General features: G+C 67.1%; 13 protein-coding genes. 8 read left to right on the plus strand and 5 right to left on the minus strand.

Features of this window, described 5'->3' with window-relative positions; genetic code table 11:
* The first annotated feature begins 51 nt into the window (after nt 1-51).
* From AC6LJ9_RS00375 to AC6LJ9_RS00395, 5 genes are all read left to right on the plus strand, one after another.
* Entirely contained in the window at nt 52-1,056 is a 1,005-nt protein-coding gene (locus tag AC6LJ9_RS00375; protein WP_103272677.1) for a sodium:calcium antiporter, read from the plus strand.
* Nucleotides 1,057-1,560: 504 nt separating this feature from the next.
* Nucleotides 1,561-1,893, plus strand: coding sequence for a hypothetical protein (locus tag AC6LJ9_RS00380; protein WP_212315124.1), 333 nt, complete (start codon nt 1,561-1,563; stop codon nt 1,891-1,893).
* Between the two features lie 501 nt (nt 1,894-2,394).
* Complete coding sequence (mgtA, locus tag AC6LJ9_RS00385) at nt 2,395-5,193, plus strand: magnesium-translocating P-type ATPase (RefSeq protein ID WP_498146061.1); 2,799 nt, start codon at nt 2,395-2,397, stop codon at nt 5,191-5,193.
* A 49-nt stretch (nt 5,194-5,242) separates the two neighbouring features.
* Entirely contained in the window at nt 5,243-6,358 is a 1,116-nt protein-coding gene (locus tag AC6LJ9_RS00390) for a porin (RefSeq protein ID WP_498146062.1), read from the plus strand.
* A 97-nt stretch (nt 6,359-6,455) separates the two neighbouring features.
* The gene (locus AC6LJ9_RS00395; protein ID WP_498146063.1) at nt 6,456-7,325 is read left to right on the plus strand and encodes a cytochrome c oxidase assembly protein; all 870 of its coding nucleotides are present in this window, start codon (nt 6,456-6,458) and stop codon (nt 7,323-7,325) included.
* Nucleotides 7,326-7,372: 47 nt separating this feature from the next.
* Here the strand turns inward: AC6LJ9_RS00395 and galU are convergent, their stop codons facing one another.
* Complete coding sequence (gene galU / locus AC6LJ9_RS00400) at nt 7,373-8,224, minus strand: UTP--glucose-1-phosphate uridylyltransferase GalU (RefSeq protein ID WP_103272682.1); 852 nt, start codon at nt 8,222-8,224, stop codon at nt 7,373-7,375.
* Nucleotides 8,225-8,296: 72 nt separating this feature from the next.
* Between galU and AC6LJ9_RS00405 the strand changes: the two genes are divergently transcribed.
* The gene (locus tag AC6LJ9_RS00405; RefSeq protein ID WP_498146064.1) at nt 8,297-9,805 is read left to right on the plus strand and encodes a M48 family metalloprotease; all 1,509 of its coding nucleotides are present in this window, start codon (nt 8,297-8,299) and stop codon (nt 9,803-9,805) included.
* On the opposite strand, the gene AC6LJ9_RS00410 is transcribed toward AC6LJ9_RS00405, so the two are convergent.
* From AC6LJ9_RS00410 to AC6LJ9_RS00425, 4 genes are all read right to left on the minus strand, one after another.
* Entirely contained in the window at nt 9,802-10,902 is a 1,101-nt protein-coding gene (locus AC6LJ9_RS00410) for a YheT family hydrolase (protein ID WP_212315112.1), read from the minus strand. The genes AC6LJ9_RS00405 and AC6LJ9_RS00410 overlap by 4 nt on opposite strands.
* 18 nt (nt 10,903-10,920) lie before the next feature.
* Nucleotides 10,921-11,343, minus strand: coding sequence for a YybH family protein (locus AC6LJ9_RS00415; RefSeq protein WP_103272685.1), 423 nt, complete (start codon nt 11,341-11,343; stop codon nt 10,921-10,923).
* Between the two features lie 43 nt (nt 11,344-11,386).
* Nucleotides 11,387-11,608 (minus strand): zinc-finger domain-containing protein, encoded by a 222-nt coding sequence (locus AC6LJ9_RS00420; RefSeq protein ID WP_103272686.1) that lies wholly within the window; start codon nt 11,606-11,608, stop codon nt 11,387-11,389.
* 86 nt (nt 11,609-11,694) lie between these two features.
* Complete coding sequence (locus AC6LJ9_RS00425; RefSeq protein ID WP_498146065.1) at nt 11,695-12,615, minus strand: branched-chain amino acid transaminase; 921 nt, start codon at nt 12,613-12,615, stop codon at nt 11,695-11,697.
* A gap of 345 nt (nt 12,616-12,960) precedes the next feature.
* Between AC6LJ9_RS00425 and AC6LJ9_RS00430 the strand changes: the two genes are divergently transcribed.
* Together AC6LJ9_RS00430 and AC6LJ9_RS00435 are read left to right on the plus strand one after the other, a co-directional pair.
* Complete coding sequence (locus AC6LJ9_RS00430; RefSeq protein ID WP_498146066.1) at nt 12,961-13,665, plus strand: AzlC family ABC transporter permease; 705 nt, start codon at nt 12,961-12,963, stop codon at nt 13,663-13,665.
* Complete coding sequence (locus AC6LJ9_RS00435) at nt 13,662-13,997, plus strand: AzlD domain-containing protein (protein WP_212315106.1); 336 nt, start codon at nt 13,662-13,664, stop codon at nt 13,995-13,997. The genes AC6LJ9_RS00430 and AC6LJ9_RS00435 overlap by 4 nt, the downstream gene beginning before the upstream one ends.
* Nucleotides 13,998-14,318 lie beyond the last annotated feature (321 nt).

The raw sequence follows: 14,318 nt of genomic DNA on the forward strand, positions 1-14,318 counted from the left end.
AGCGGCAGCGTCGTGCCATTGGTATCCGCTCGTCCGGCCGCATTCGCTCCCATGTTGCTCACTCTCTTCCTGTTTTTCCTGTCCGCGGCGGTCATCTATTTCGCCTGCGAGTACTTCGTCAATGGCGTCGAGTGGGTCGGCCACCGATTCGAACTGGGCGCCACCGCGACGGGCACCGTGCTCGCCGCCTTCGGCACCGCGCTGCCTGAAAGCGCCGTGACCTTCATGGCCGTCGTGTTCGGCGACACCCCCGAGCAGAAGGACATTGGCGTGGGCGCCGCGATGGGCGGTCCGCTGGTGCTGGCGACGCTGGCCTACGCGGTCGTCGGTCTGGCCCTGTGGCGCGCCCACCGCGGCCGCGCGACGCAATTGGACTGTATCAACGCGGACCAGCGCAGGCTGGCCCGCGACCAGGCCTGGTTCATGGGCATCTTCGTCTTCAAGGTCGGGCTGGGGCTGCTGGCCTTCGCCTGGAAGCCTTGGCTGGGCATCCTGTTCCTGGTCACCTACGGCCTCTATGTGAAGCGCGAGCTGAGCAATGACGAGGAAAGCCTGGCCAGCGAAGACCTGGAGCCGCTCAAGCTGCGCCCCCGCGACACGGATCCCGCGCTGTCCTGGGCCATCACGCAGACGGTGCTGGCGCTGGTGGTGATCGCCGGCGCGTCGCATGTGTTCGTCAACCAGATCGAGACGCTGGGCGTGGCCATGGGCGCCTCGCCGCACCTAGCGGCACTGCTGCTGGCGCCGGTCGCCACCGAACTGCCGGAAATCATGAATGCGCTGATCTGGGTGCGCCAGGGCAAGGAGCGGCTGGCCTTGGCCAACATCTCGGGCGCCATGATGATCCAGGCCACCATTCCCAGCGCGCTGGGCATCTTCATGACGCCTTGGCTGCTGGACGCCCCCTTGCTCGCCGCCGGCCTGTTCACCATGCTGTCCATCGGCCTGCTCTGGCTGCGCTTCCGGTCTTCCGGCATCACCGTGCCGGTGCTGTCGGCGGCGGGCGGGTTCTACGCCTTGTTCGCCATCTACCTGGGCTGGCACTTCTACGCCTGAGGACGGCGCCGCGCGCTTCTGTCGGAGGACGGTGGCTGCCGCGCCATCATGGCGCGGCAGCCATGCCCGTGATCGAGGCCGTGGCGCGCGGCGGTGGAATGCGCGCGGATTCCACTTTTTTGTGCCCTTTACGCGACCAAAGTGTTGTCCATCAGTGGAAACCCGCGTAAAATTCTGCCCGTTATCCATCCCAGGAGCAGTCTTCGTGAATACCGATTCCGGCGAAAGTCGATCTTGCATCGACACCGCTGTTTAACAGGATCACGCAGCACTCCGTCTGCCGCGCCTGTTGAACAGGTTGCGGCGTATCCCAAGGTCCAGGCGTCAGCCCGGGCCATCGCGCAAGCCCACGGCTTGCCGGGCATCTCCCCAACGTAAACCGCCAGAACCGTCGCTCGTCCGCAGCGCCCGCGTTCGTGCACGTCCATCGTGCCCGGCCGTCGAGCGCGGCGCGTGCGCGCATGTTCGCGAAACCGCTCCTCCGTTCTTGCAATGGAGGTCGCCATGCGTTTCTTCGACTTGTTCCTGCGCCGCGCCGGCGTGGACCGCGCCACCGCCCAGGGCCGCCGCCGCGGCACGTCGCGGCTGACGGTCATTTGTCCGCGCGATGAACTGGGTTCCCTGCGCAAGCAGATCTGCCTGGACTTCAGCGCCGCCGGCCTGGATGTTTCGCAGGTGCAGATCGACCAGGGCTCGGATCCCGGCCTGGCGTCGGCCTGCATCACCGTCAATTGCCCCCCCGAATTGCGCGGCGAACTGATGTCCCAGGCCCGTCGCCTTAGCGCCAACCCCGCCGTGCGCCACGTGCATTTCGGCGTCCAGCCGCTGGCGGCCTGAACGCCCGCGGCTGCCCGTCCACACACAGGAGAAATCATGCCTAGTGCCTTAGACCCCGAGCCTCGATTGCGCCCCGCGCGCGGCGCCGGCATGCCTGTCTGACCCGTCCACTCCCTGCGAGCCGACCGGCCAGGCGCATCCTGGTCCGTACGGAACCCGCAGCATTGAATCCCCGGCCTGGCTGACCCCGCGTCCGCCCGATCCGCCGGTATTGATTCTCCCGCTCGCTTCCCTTTCCGTTTTCCGCGCCCGGCGCGCTTCTTGACGCGATCCGGACACCGGCAACATTGCTCCGGTGCTTGAACACGCCCGTACGCGGCGGATCGACGGCCTGCGCCCGCTGGCCGCGGCCGCGCACGCCCGTGCCAGGCACGCAGCCTGTCGTCCGTGTCTCCCAGAAAAAGCTCCCGCGCCGCGTCCATCTTCGCGGTTGCGCCGTTCCCCGGGGATCTTTCCCCGGAAGCCGCGTGGGACAAGAAAACAAACAACCGGAGCACTCCGATGTTGACGTTCCTGAAGTCATTCTTCTCATCCGCCGCCCGAGCGCGGCGCACCGGGCGCCATTTCCGCCGCTCGCCCATGCTGGAGCGCGGCGGCGAGGTGGCTGCCGTGCCGCCCGACGCGGCCCGTCATGCCAATCGCCGCATGCTGGAACTGTCCGGCCAGGATACAGAGACGCTGTTCCAGCGCTTCGGCAGCCGCGCCGGCGGCCTGAGCGAAGCGCAGGCCAGCGCCGCGCGCGAGCGGCATGGCCGCAACGAGGTCGACCACGAAGCGCCGCTGCGTTGGTATGTCCACCTGTGGTACTCGTACCGCAACCCCTTCAACCTGCTGCTGACCGCGCTGGCCACGCTGTCGTGGGTCACCGATGTCTGGATGGCCGAGCCTGACGACCAGTCATGGCGCGGCGTCATCATCATCGGCTCGATGGTGGTCATTTCCACGCTGCTGCGCTTCGCGCAGGAGCGCCGCTCCAACCGCGCCGCCGAGGCGCTCAAGGCGATGGTGCAGAACACGGCCACCGTGCTGCGCAGCGACGCGGGCGATCCCTCCGAGGGCGAGGTCCGGCGCGCGCTGGGCGTGGCGCCGCACGCCAGCGGCTCGCGCCGCATGGAGCTGCCGCTGGCGGACCTGGTGCCCGGTGACGTGGTGCTGCTGTCCGCGGGCGACATGATCCCGGCCGATTGCCGCATCCTGACCGCCAAGGACCTGTTCGTGGCGCAAGCGGCCTTGACGGGTGAATCGCTGCCGGTCGAGAAGAGCGCCACGCAGCGCGTCGAGACGGCCAATTCGCTGGAACTGGAGAACATGGCCTATATGGGCACCAACGTGGTCAGCGGCTCGGGCACCGCCCTGATCGTGACCACTGGCGCCGATACCTACTTCGGCCAGCTTGCCGGACGCGTCACGCAGACCACGCGCGTGCCGACCCAGTTCCAGCAGGGCATCAACCGCGTCAGCTGGGTGCTGATCCGCTTCATGCTGGTGATGGCGCCCATCGTCATGCTGATCAACGGCTTCACCAAGGGCGACTGGCTCGAGGCGCTGCTGTTCGCGCTGGCGATCGCCGTGGGCCTGACGCCCGAGATGCTGCCCATGATCGTCACCGCCACGCTGGCCAAGGGGGCGGTACGGATGTCGCGACGCAAGGTCGTGGTCAAGCGCCTGGACGCCATCCAGAACCTGGGCGCGATGAACGTGCTGTGCACTGACAAGACCGGCACGCTGACGCAGGACCGCATCGTGCTCGAGCGTCATACCGACGTCTACGGCGCCGCCAGCGACGATGTGCTGGCCTATGCCTACCTGAACAGCTACTACCAGACCGGGCTGAAGAACCTGCTGGATGTGGCGGTGCTGCAGCACGCCGAGGTGGAGCGCAAGCTCAACCTGGCAGCGCGCTACCGCAAGGTCGACGAGATTCCCTTCGACTTCGCGCGCCGCCGCATGTCGGTGGTGGTGAATGAGGTCGAGAACGGCCGCGAACATCATGAGCTGATCTGCAAAGGCGCGCTGGAGGAGGTGCTGTCGGCCTGCACCCGCCTGCGCGTGGGCGAAGAGGTGCAGCTGCTGACCGACGCGCGCCGCGCCGACATCCGCAAGGTCACGGCCGACCTGAACCGCGACGGCCTGCGCGTGATCGCCGTGGGCGTGAAGGAACTGCCGCCCACCCAGCAGGCTTACGGGGTGGCCGACGAGTCCGACCTGATCCTGGTCGGCTACATCGCCTTCCTGGACCCCCCCAAGGAATCCACCGCGCCTGCCCTGGCCGCGCTGAAGGAATCGGGCATCGAGGTGAAGGTGCTGACCGGCGACGTGGAGCTGGTGACGCAGAAGGTCTGCCGCGAAGTCGGTTTCGAGGTCCGCAAGGTGGTGCTGGGCGCGGAGATCGAAGCCATGAGCGACGCGCAGCTGGCGGTGGCGGTGCGCGAGGCCAACGTGTTTGCCCGCCTGACGCCGGCGCACAAGGAACGCATCGTGCGCGGCCTGCGGGCGCAGGGCAATACCGTGGGCTTCATGGGCGACGGCATCAACGATGCGCCCGCCCTGCGCGCGGCTGACGTGGGCATTTCGGTCGATTCGGCCGTGGATATCTCGAAGGAGGCCGCCGACATCATCCTGCTCGAAAAGAGCCTGATGGTGCTGGAAGATGGGGTCATCGAAGGCCGCAAGACCTTCTGCAACATGCTCAAGTACTTGAAGATGACCGCCAGCTCGAACTTCGGCAACGTCTTCTCGGTGCTGGTGGCGAGCGCCTTCCTGCCGTTCCTGCCCATGCTGCCCATCCATCTGCTGCTGCAGAACTTGATGTACGACATCTCCCAGACCGCGATCCCGTTCGACAATGTCGATGAGGAATTGCTGAAAAAGCCCCAGCAATGGGATCCGGACGGCCTGGGCCGCTTCATGGTGTTCTTCGGCCCGATCAGCTCGATCTTCGACATCGCCACGTATGCCCTGATGTGGTATGTATTTCAGGCCAATGCGCCCGAGCATCAAACGCTGTTCCAGTCGGGCTGGTTCGTGGAGGGCCTGTTGTCGCAGACGCTGATCGTGCATATGATCCGCACGCGCCGGATTCCGTTCCTGCAGAGCCGCGCCGCCTGGCCCTTGATGTTCATGACGCTGGCGGTGGTTTGCCTGGGCCTGTTCCTGCCGTTCTCGCCGCTGGCCGGATACTTCCAGCTGCAGGCGCTGCCATGGAGCTATTTCCCCTGGCTGGCCGGGATCCTCCTGAGCTACTGCGTGCTGACACAGCTGCTCAAGGGTATCTGGGTCCGCAAGTACGGGTGGCAATGAGTCGGTTCGATGCCGCGGGCAAGGCCCGCGGCGCAGTCGGGAGAAATGCATGAAGAAGCACTACATTTGTGCGGCGTTGACGGCGGCCGGCCTGGCCAGCCCCCTGGCCGCCCGTGCCGACGGAGCCGCCTTGTCCGGTACCGAGGTCCGGATCTACGGCGTGGTCGACGCCGGGATGGCCGTCACGAACGTGTCCGGCGTGGGCAGCCGCAGCGGCATGCTCAATGGCGGCCTGACGGACTCGCTGTGGGGCCTGCGGGGCAGGGAAGACCTGGGAGACGGCTGGAGCGCGCGCTTCCAGCTGGAAAACGGCTTCGACCCGTCCACGGGACGGCAGGCCGATGACCGCAGCCTGTTCAACTATGGCGCCTGGGTCGGGCTGGGCCATGACGATCTGGGCGAGTTGCGCCTGGGCCGCCAGTACACCGTGGGCAAGACCTATGGCAACGCGCTGGAGATCGCGTCCTGGAAGGAAATGGGCATGGGCGCCACCTTCAAGGCCTCGGACAACTACCAGTTCAGCAACCTGGTGAACTACTACACGCCGGAGTGGCAGGGCTGGCAGGCCGGGATCGGCTATTCCTTCGATGCCGACGCGCAGGGGAAATTCCGCACCAACGCCAACAACCGCGCGCTGAGCCTGGGCCTGAAGTACGAGGATGGCCCGCTGCTGGCCGTGGCGACCTGGGACCAGATGAGGCTGGCCCAGCCGCCGCAGGGCGTCCAGGGCAGGCCGCAGGCGCTGCAGCTGGGCGCCTCCTACGACTTCGAGGTGCTCAAGGTGTCGGCGGCCTGGTCGCGCCAGCGCAACGGCTACGTCGGCCTGGACGGCGGCGATCCGGATAATCTGGGACAGAACCTCGGCCCCGCCGCCTTCGCGGCCGGCGGCACGGTCAACGCCTGGCTGCTCGGCGTGAGCGTGCCGCTTGGGCGCGGCACGGTGCTGGCCCAATGGTCGCTGGCCAAGCCGGACTGGCAATGGGCCGATGGCATGACCGCGCGCAAGGCGCAGCTGATGACGCTGGGGTATACCTACGAGCTGTCGAAGCGCACCACGGTCTACGCATTCGCCGGCTACGCGTCGAACTACACGCTGGACAACCAGTTCGACCCCGGCAATTCCCATACCACCCGCTTCGCCACGGGCGTGACGCACCGTTTCTGACGCCGGGAGGGACGCTCTTCCGGGCGTCCACTACAATCGGCGGTGAGCAGCGGCCCGGCGCCTGGCGCCGGGCCGGCCTTTCCCCGCGGTCTTCCGGATGGCATGCATGGACAGTCTTGAGTGGCTCGTACCCTGGGAGTTCTCTCCCACGCTGGTGGCTTCGTTCATCGTGGCCATCGTGCTGTTCGTGCGCGGCCAACGGGTGCATCACGTGACGCTGGCCCGCCAGGTGTACTTCTGGTCGGGCATGGTGTTGCTGTACCTGTCCATGCATACCCGGCTCGACTACTACGCCGAGCGCATGTTCTTCATCCACCGCGCCCAGCACCTGGTGCTGCATCACCTGGGGCCCTTGCTGGTGATGGCGGCCTTCCCCGGACAGGTCATGCGCGCCGGGCTGCCGATGGCCTGGCGCCTGCGGCTGCGCGACTTCCTGCGCACCGGCTCGGGCCGCGCCACGGTGGCGGTGCTGACCAACAAGATATTCGTGCCCGCGCTGTTCGTGTTCCTGGTGCTGGTATGGCTGCTGCCGTCGGTGCAGTTCTATTCCATGCTGGACTGGCGCCTGTACCGGTTGATGAACTGGTCGGTGGTGATCAGCGGCTTCATGTACTGGAACCTGATCCTGGACCGGCGTCCCAGCCCGCCGGCGGCCATGTCGCCGGGCGGCCGCGTGATTTCGCCCATCATCACCATGGCGCCGCAGATGGTGGCGGGCGCCGTCATCGCCTTTTCCGAAAGCGACCTCTATCCCTTGTTCGAGCTGTGCGGCCGCGCCGTCGCCATGTCGGCGCAGACCGACCAGACCATCGGCGGCCTGACCATGTGGATTCCGGCCGCGCTGGTGGAGGTGGTGGGGCTGATGGTGGCGCTGGGGACCCTGATGCGCCTGTCAGCCAAGGGCCGGCTGCGCAAGGCGGATCGCGATGCGCGCGCGCGGGCCAAGGCCCGCGCCGTCTCGGCCTGAGCCGGCGGTTCAGGCCGAATCAGGTCATGTCGCCCTGAACTGGCGGCTTATTCCGGAATCAATCCGTGGTACTTGCGTCCCAGGGCCACGGTGGCCTGGAACATGCCGGCCTTGCTGCCGCAGTCGTAGCGCGTGCCGTCGTAGCGGTGCGCATAGACCGCGCGTTCGCGCATCAGCGACGCGATGCCGTCGGTCAGCTGGATTTCGTTGCCGGCGCCCATCTTGGTCGAGCGCAGGTGATCGAAAATGGCGGCTTCCAGCACGTAGCGGCCCACCACCGCCAGCGTGGACGGAGCGGCCGCCGGATCGGGTTTTTCAACGATATGCGTGACGCGCTCGGTGCGGCCATTGGCGCGGGCGTCGCCGTCCTGGGTCGCGACAATCCCGTACTTGCGCGTGTCTTCGCGCGGCACGTCCTGCACCCCCAGCACGCTGGCGTTCTGCGCGACGGCGATGTCGACCAGCTGCTTCATGGCGGGCGTGTCGGCGTCGATCAGGTCGTCGGCCAGCAGCACGGCGAAGGGTTCGTCGCCCACGGCCGGGGCGGCCGACAGCACGGCGTGTCCCAGGCCCAGCGGGGCGGACTGGCGGATGTAAAGGCAGTTCACATGGGCGGGTAGAATGCCACGCACCATGGCCAGCAGCTCGTGCTTGCCCTTGCTTTCCAGGTCGGATTCGAGTTCAGGGGCGGAATCGAAGTGATCTTCGATGGCCCGCTTGTTGCGGCCGGTGACGAAAATCAGGTCCGTGATGCCGGCAGCCACGGCTTCTTCCACCGCGTACTGGATCAGGGGCTTGTCGACGACGGGCAGCATTTCCTTGGGCATCGCCTTGGTCGCGGGCAGAAAACGGGTGCCCATGCCGGCAACGGGAAAAACGGCTTTACGGACGGGACGCATTGAAACCTCGCTTGTGGGGACGATGAAACATTTTAAGCTGATCGCTATCATAGGCATATGAAACGCAGGAACATGCCCTCCATTTGCTCGATTGCGAAACAAGGCGTCAGCGCGGCGCTCAGCGCGGCGCTGGTCCTACAGGCCGTGCCGCTGGCGGCCCATGCCCAGCCCGTCGGGCTGCCTTCCATGGGCGCGGCCTCGTCGGCCGAGCTTTCCCCGATGCTGGAACGCAGCCTGGGCGAGGCCATCATGTCGCAGGGACGGCGCGACCCCACCTATGTCGACGATACCGAGCTGAGCCAGTATCTGACCACCATGGGGCGCAAGCTGGCCACGTATTCGCCCGGCGCCGTGCCCGAGGTGGAAATGTTCGGCGTGCGGGATCCAGAGATCAACGCCTTCGCCATGCCTGGCGGCTTCATTGGCGTGAATACCGGACTGATCGTCGCCTCGGCCAGCGAGTCCGAGCTGGCCGCCGTGCTGGCGCACGAAATCGGCCACGTGGTGCAGCGCCACATCGCCCGTGGCATGACCCAGCAGAACCAGAACAGCATGGTGATGCTGGCCAGCCTGGCCGGCGCGCTGCTGGCGGCGCTGGCTGGCGGTGGCGGCAACCTGGCGATGGGCGTGGCCGCGTTCGGCCAGGCCGCCGCCATCAACCGCCAACTGGGTTTTTCGCGCGACGCCGAACGCGAGGCCGACCGCGCCGGTTTCCAGATGCTGACCAAGGCAGGCTACGACCCGCAGGGCATGTCCGACATGTTCGGACGGCTGATGAACGCCTCGCGCCTGAACGAGGGCATGGGCGGCGGTTCCTGGGCCAGCACGCACCCGCTGTCCATCGAGCGCATGTCCGACGTGCAGAACCGGGCGCGCTCGCAGCCGCCGACGCGGCACGTGGACAGCGATGATTTCTGGTACATCCGCGCCAAGATGCGGGTGGTGCAGGGGCGCGACGCGGTCAGCCTGCGCTCGGCCGCGCAGCAACTGCAGGACGAGGCCCGGGCGCTGTCCGGCGTGCGCAAGTCGGCGGCCTACTATGGCCTGGCCTTGCAGGCCCTGCAGCGCAACAGCCTGGCCGATGCGGAGCGCAACTGGACCCTGGCCTCGGAAGACGGACGGTCGTCGCCGCAGCTGGCCAAGCTGAGCGTGGATATCGCGCTGGCCCGCAAGGACAATGCTCGCGCGCTGGAGCTGGCGCAGGCCGCGTCCAAGCGCTGGCCGGACCGGCGCGCGCTGGGCATCGCCTATGCCCAGGCGCTGCAGAATGGCGGCCGCCACGCCGAGGCCCAGGACTATCTGCGCGGCAAGATCCGGCAATGGGGCGCGGACGAACCCAGCCTCTACCAGATGCTGGCGCAGAGTCAGGAACGCACCGGCAAGCCGGTGCAGGCGCGTCGCGACATGGCCCGCTACTACACGCAGATTGGCGCCTTCGCCGCGGCGGAGTCGCAGCTGCAGCAGGCGCGCGGGATGTCTTCCGACTTCTACGAGCAGTCGCAGATCGACGTGCAGATCAAGGAAGTCAAGGACAAACTGGCGGAAGAGCGGCAGCTGCTTGAGCGTTTCAAATCTGGCTAGAGGCCCGTTTCGAAGAAGCGGCCCAGGCGCTGGGGCAGCCAGTTCAGGTGCGCCGGAAAGGCGCCGGTCGGGAAACCGGCGTGGCCGCCGTCGGCGGGCTGGTGCAGCAGCACGCTGGCCGAGCATTCCTCGGGCTTGGGCAGGGCGCTGGCCGGGATGAACGGATCGTTCAGCGCGTTCAGCACCAGCGTGGGCGCGGTGATCTGCGGCAGCCAGGGCTTGCTGGAGGCGCGCGTCCAGTAGTCCAGCGCATTGCGGAACCCGTGCATGGGCGCGGTATAGGCGTCGTCGAAGTCGCGCAGGTCGCGCGCGTGCGCGATGCGCATCACGTCGATGGCGCCCGGGTAACGATGCGCCTTTTCAAGCACCTTGTTCTTGAGCGTCTTGAGGAAATGCCCCGTGTAGATCTTCCGGTTGAAGAGGCCGGTGGACAGGGTCTTGCCGCAGGCCACGAGGTCCAGCGGCACCGAGACGCCGGCGCAGGCGGTCAGCCAGGACGTGTCCTCATGGTGCTCGCCCAGGTACTTGAGCAGCGCGTTGCCGCCCAGCGACACGCCCACGGCATGCCAGCGGGCGTGCGGGATGCGGCTGCGCACGGTCTCCAGCAGGAAACCGACTTCGGCCGAGTCGCCGGAATAATAGGCGCGGGCCAGGCGGTTGGGCGTGCCGGAGCAGCCGCGAAAATGGGCAATGGCCACGATCCAGCCGCGCGCCCGGAAATGATGCGCGATCGATTGCGCGTAACGGCTGTTGCTGCCGCCTTCCAGGCCGTGGAACAGCACCAGGGCCGGCGTGTCCGGCGTGTGCGGCAGGGATTTCCAGTCCGCGTCGGTCATCCAGCGCGCGGCGGCGGTCCTGCCATTGGCGACCGGACGCTGGCCGCTCACGGGCGCGCCGTCGGCGGCCTTGTGCGGAAAGAGGCCCGGCCCGGTCCAGTCGAAGTCCACGAAGTCCGTGTCCGGCGTTTCCACGCGGTCGCGCACGAAGGCGATGCGATGGTATTGCGCGAACAGGGCGGCGTAGACGGTTTGGCTGTCGCCTCCGGGCAGCCACGAGGGAACAGGGCAGGGCGTTGTGTCAAAACGAGCAGCGGCCAACAAAAATCCACCCGGTCTCTAGTGCAGCATGTCGGGTACGTCGTGCAAGTCGAGCACACCCGCTTCGGTGGGGGCGGGCGAGGCGTGGTGCATGACCATGCGCCAGCCGGTGGGCCCCTTGTGATAGATGTTCGTCGCGTAGCAGTTGGCAAACTGCGTGCCTTCGCGCGTGCGCACCGCTACCTGTTCCACCAGCACGTGCACCGCGCACATCATGCTCTGCATGACCAGCGGGCGCAGCGGGCGGATGTGCAGCGGGCCGTTGGCCAGCACCTGTTGCCACGATTCGTGCACCGCCGAGTGGCCTACGATGCGCAGGCCGCCCGGATGGATGCAGACGATTTCCTCGTCGTCCGCCCAGACTTGCATCAAGCGGACGCAGTCCGCCTGTTCCAGGGCTTCGTAGAACGCGTGCTCGGCTTCGTCTGGCGTGGCGAACATAGGTCGTGGCGGTTGGCGTGAGGAAGAAGGGCGCGGCCGGGGCTCAGTGATGGCCGTGCAGCACCGTGCCCGGCTTCAGACGGTATTCGGCGCCACAGTAGGCGCAGCGGGCCGAACCGGTGCGGGCCACGTCGAGGAAGACGCGGGGGTGCATGCTCCACAGCGGAGCCTTGGGGCCGGGACAGAAGACGGGCAGGTCTTCGGCGCCGACTTCGATCACTTCGTGTTGTGCGCTGGAGACGGCGGCCGGGGAAGCGGCGGTCATGGGTATTCCTGAAATAAAAGAACCGTGGGACGGCTGGGTGGGTGGTAATGATGCGGCCTGGCGGGAAATTAACAAGGCCGCGCGAATCAGATTTTGCTCAGCCAGTGATGGTACTTCGGGTTGCGGCCATGCACCACGTCGAAGTAGGCCTTCTGCAGCGCTTCGGTAATCGGGCCGCGGCTGCCGGTGCCGATCTTGCGGTTGTCGACCTCGCGGATCGGGGTGACTTCCGCGGCGGTGCCGGTGAAGAAGGCTTCGTCGGCGATGTATACGTCGTCCCGGGTCAGGCGCTTGGTCACGACGCGCAGGCCCTGGTCGGCGGCCAGCGCGTGGATGGTGGAGCGGGTGATGCCGGTCAGGGCCGAGGCGATTTCCGGCTCGCAGAGCACGCCGTCCTTGACCAGGAACAGGTTTTCGCCCGAGCCCTCGGCCACGAAACCGTCCGTGTCCAGCAGCAGGGCCTCGTCGTAGCCATCGTGCAGGGCTTCGGTATTGGCCAGGATCGAGTTGGCGTAGGTGGTCGCGACCTTGGCGCGCGGCATCGTCACGTTGACGTGCTGGCGGGTAAAAGAGGAAACCTTGACGCGGATGCCCTGGGACAGGGCTTCCTCGCCCAGATAGGCGCCCCAGGGCCAGGCGGCGATGGCCACGTGCACGCGGGCGCCCTTGGGCGACACGCCCATCTTCTCGGGACCATAGAAGACCAGGGGGCGCAGGTAGCAGGACTTGAGCTGGTTCTCGCGCACGACCTGGCGCTGCGCCTCGTTGACCGTGTCCGGGTCGAAGGGCATGGGGATCTGGTAGATGTGCGCCGAGTTGAACAAGCGCCGGGTGTGGTCCTGCAGGCGGAAGATGGCCGTGCCGAGCTCGCCGTCGTAGGCGCGCACGCCCTCGAATACCGACAGGCCGTAGTGCAGGGAGTGCGTCAGGACGTGCGTGGTCGCGTCACGCCACGGCACCAGCTTGCCGTCGTACCAGATGAAACCGTCACGATCCGCCATCGACATGGTCTGCTCCCATCCCTAGTGCGCGCCGTTTTCGCCCGGAAGCGCTTTTGGCGCCGCGCGGCGGCCGGCGCCGCACGATAGCTCCGACTTGGGCCGGCGGGCGTCCCGCGCAATGACGGGAGGCCGCAAGCGGCGCTCGCGGAAGTGCGTCATTGTATCAAGCGTCGAGGTTACAATACGCCTCGTTCGCGCCTGGATCCGCCGCCGCGCGGACGCGACTTCAGGCGGGCCGCCGCCGCTTTCCATCCCTTAGAGCAGTCATGTCGTCCTGTCCGAATCGCCAGGGGCCAGCCATTGTCCTCTGAACCAGCGCTTCCTTCAGCGCAAACTGAAGACCCCCGCCTCGTGCGGCAAGAACGCGTCGCCGCCTTCCGCGCCGGCGTCCAGGCCATCGTGCCGGCCCTGATCGCCACCGCGACCTGGGGCCTGGTCACAGGGGTGGCCATGGTTAAGTCCGGCCTGACCGAATCCATGGCCCTGGCCATGACGCTGCTGCTGTACGCCGGCTCGGCGCAGCTGACCTCGCTGCCGCTGATCGCCACCGGCGCGCCGTTGTGGCTGATCTTCGCCGCAGGCTGCGTGGTCAACCTGCGCTTCCTCATTTTCGGCGCCGCGCTCCAGCCCTATTTCCGCCACCTGTCCTGGCCCAAGCGCCTGGGGCTGGGTTACTTCACCACCGACATGGGCTTTGTGCTGTTCATGCCGCGTTTCGGCGACGCGGCCGAGCGCGGCACCCGCGAGCAGCTCTGGTACTTCATCGGCACCATCGCGCCGGGCTGGCTGGTGTGGCAGACCTCGTCCATCGTGGGCATCTACCTGGGCACCATGGTGCCCGCGACCTGGTCGCTGGATTTTGCCGCGGTGCTGGCGCTGCTGGCCATCACGGTGCCGCTGGCCAATTCCAAGCCCATGCTGGTGTCGATGCTGGCGGCCGGACTGGTCGCCTGGGTCGGGCAGACCCTGCCGCTGCGGCTGGGCCTGGCAGCGGCCGTGATCACCGGCGTGGTCGCCGGCATGTGGGCCGAACGTTTCTTCAAGGCGCGCACATGACGCTCTGGCCTTCCGAGATCTATGTCTATTCCGCGATCCTGCTGTTGACCGTGTGCAGCGTGATCACGCGCGCCGGCTTCATGCTGTTCGGCGACTACGTTCCGCTGTCCGACAACGTGCGGCGGGCCCTGCGCTATGCGCCGGCGGCCGCCCTGACGGCCATCGTGGTGCCCGACCTGCTGCCCTGGAAGGCTGGGTTGGGGCCGGTGTTCGACTACAAATTGGTGGCGGGTGTGTTGGCGGTGCTGGTGTTCCTGCGCACGCGCAGCGCGGTGCTGGTCATCATCGTCGGCATGCTGGTCCTTTGGGGGCTGCGCTGGCTGGCGGGCTGAGCCCGCCGGAGCGGTGTCCATCAGATTGGCAGGATACTGTCCATTGGATGGACGTTTTTGCCTGATCGGATTCGCCCGCCACGCCGGTTTTCCGGCTGCTCCGGGCATTCGGTGACCTGCTTTGCGCGTGCGCCGGGCCGGCTGCGCTAAAATTCGAGTTATCCACAGCAATCCGGGCCTGGTACTGCCCTCATAAGTATCGAAACCAGAATGCGCCGCCTGGCCTGCAAGGCAGGATGCGGATCGCTCGCGGCGCCTTGCGTGCCGCGGCAATTCGCGCGTGGCCGCGCGAGCGTGGCGCGTGTTCCGGTTGTCCCGATG

Source organism: Achromobacter sp. 1011811831 (genome assembly GCF_059760905.1).

Coding starts and splice junctions, on each gene's coding strand:
- AC6LJ9_RS00405 (WP_498146064.1), top strand. CDS start 8,297: ATGCCCTCCATTTGCTCGATTGCGAAACAAGGCGTCAGCGCGGCGCTC.
- AC6LJ9_RS00425 (WP_498146065.1), bottom strand. CDS start 12,615: ATGTCGATGGCGGATCGTGACGGTTTCATCTGGTACGACGGCAAGCTG.
- AC6LJ9_RS00435 (WP_212315106.1), top strand. CDS start 13,662: ATGACGCTCTGGCCTTCCGAGATCTATGTCTATTCCGCGATCCTGCTG.
- AC6LJ9_RS00380 (WP_212315124.1), top strand. CDS start 1,561: ATGCGTTTCTTCGACTTGTTCCTGCGCCGCGCCGGCGTGGACCGCGCC.
- AC6LJ9_RS00415 (WP_103272685.1), bottom strand. CDS start 11,343: ATGTTCGCCACGCCAGACGAAGCCGAGCACGCGTTCTACGAAGCCCTG.
- galU (WP_103272682.1), bottom strand. CDS start 8,224: ATGCGTCCCGTCCGTAAAGCCGTTTTTCCCGTTGCCGGCATGGGCACC.
- AC6LJ9_RS00395 (WP_498146063.1), top strand. CDS start 6,456: ATGGCATGCATGGACAGTCTTGAGTGGCTCGTACCCTGGGAGTTCTCT.
- AC6LJ9_RS00375 (WP_103272677.1), top strand. CDS start 52: ATGTTGCTCACTCTCTTCCTGTTTTTCCTGTCCGCGGCGGTCATCTAT.
- AC6LJ9_RS00390 (WP_498146062.1), top strand. CDS start 5,243: ATGAAGAAGCACTACATTTGTGCGGCGTTGACGGCGGCCGGCCTGGCC.
- mgtA (WP_498146061.1), top strand. CDS start 2,395: ATGTTGACGTTCCTGAAGTCATTCTTCTCATCCGCCGCCCGAGCGCGG.
- AC6LJ9_RS00420 (WP_103272686.1), bottom strand. CDS start 11,608: ATGACCGCCGCTTCCCCGGCCGCCGTCTCCAGCGCACAACACGAAGTG.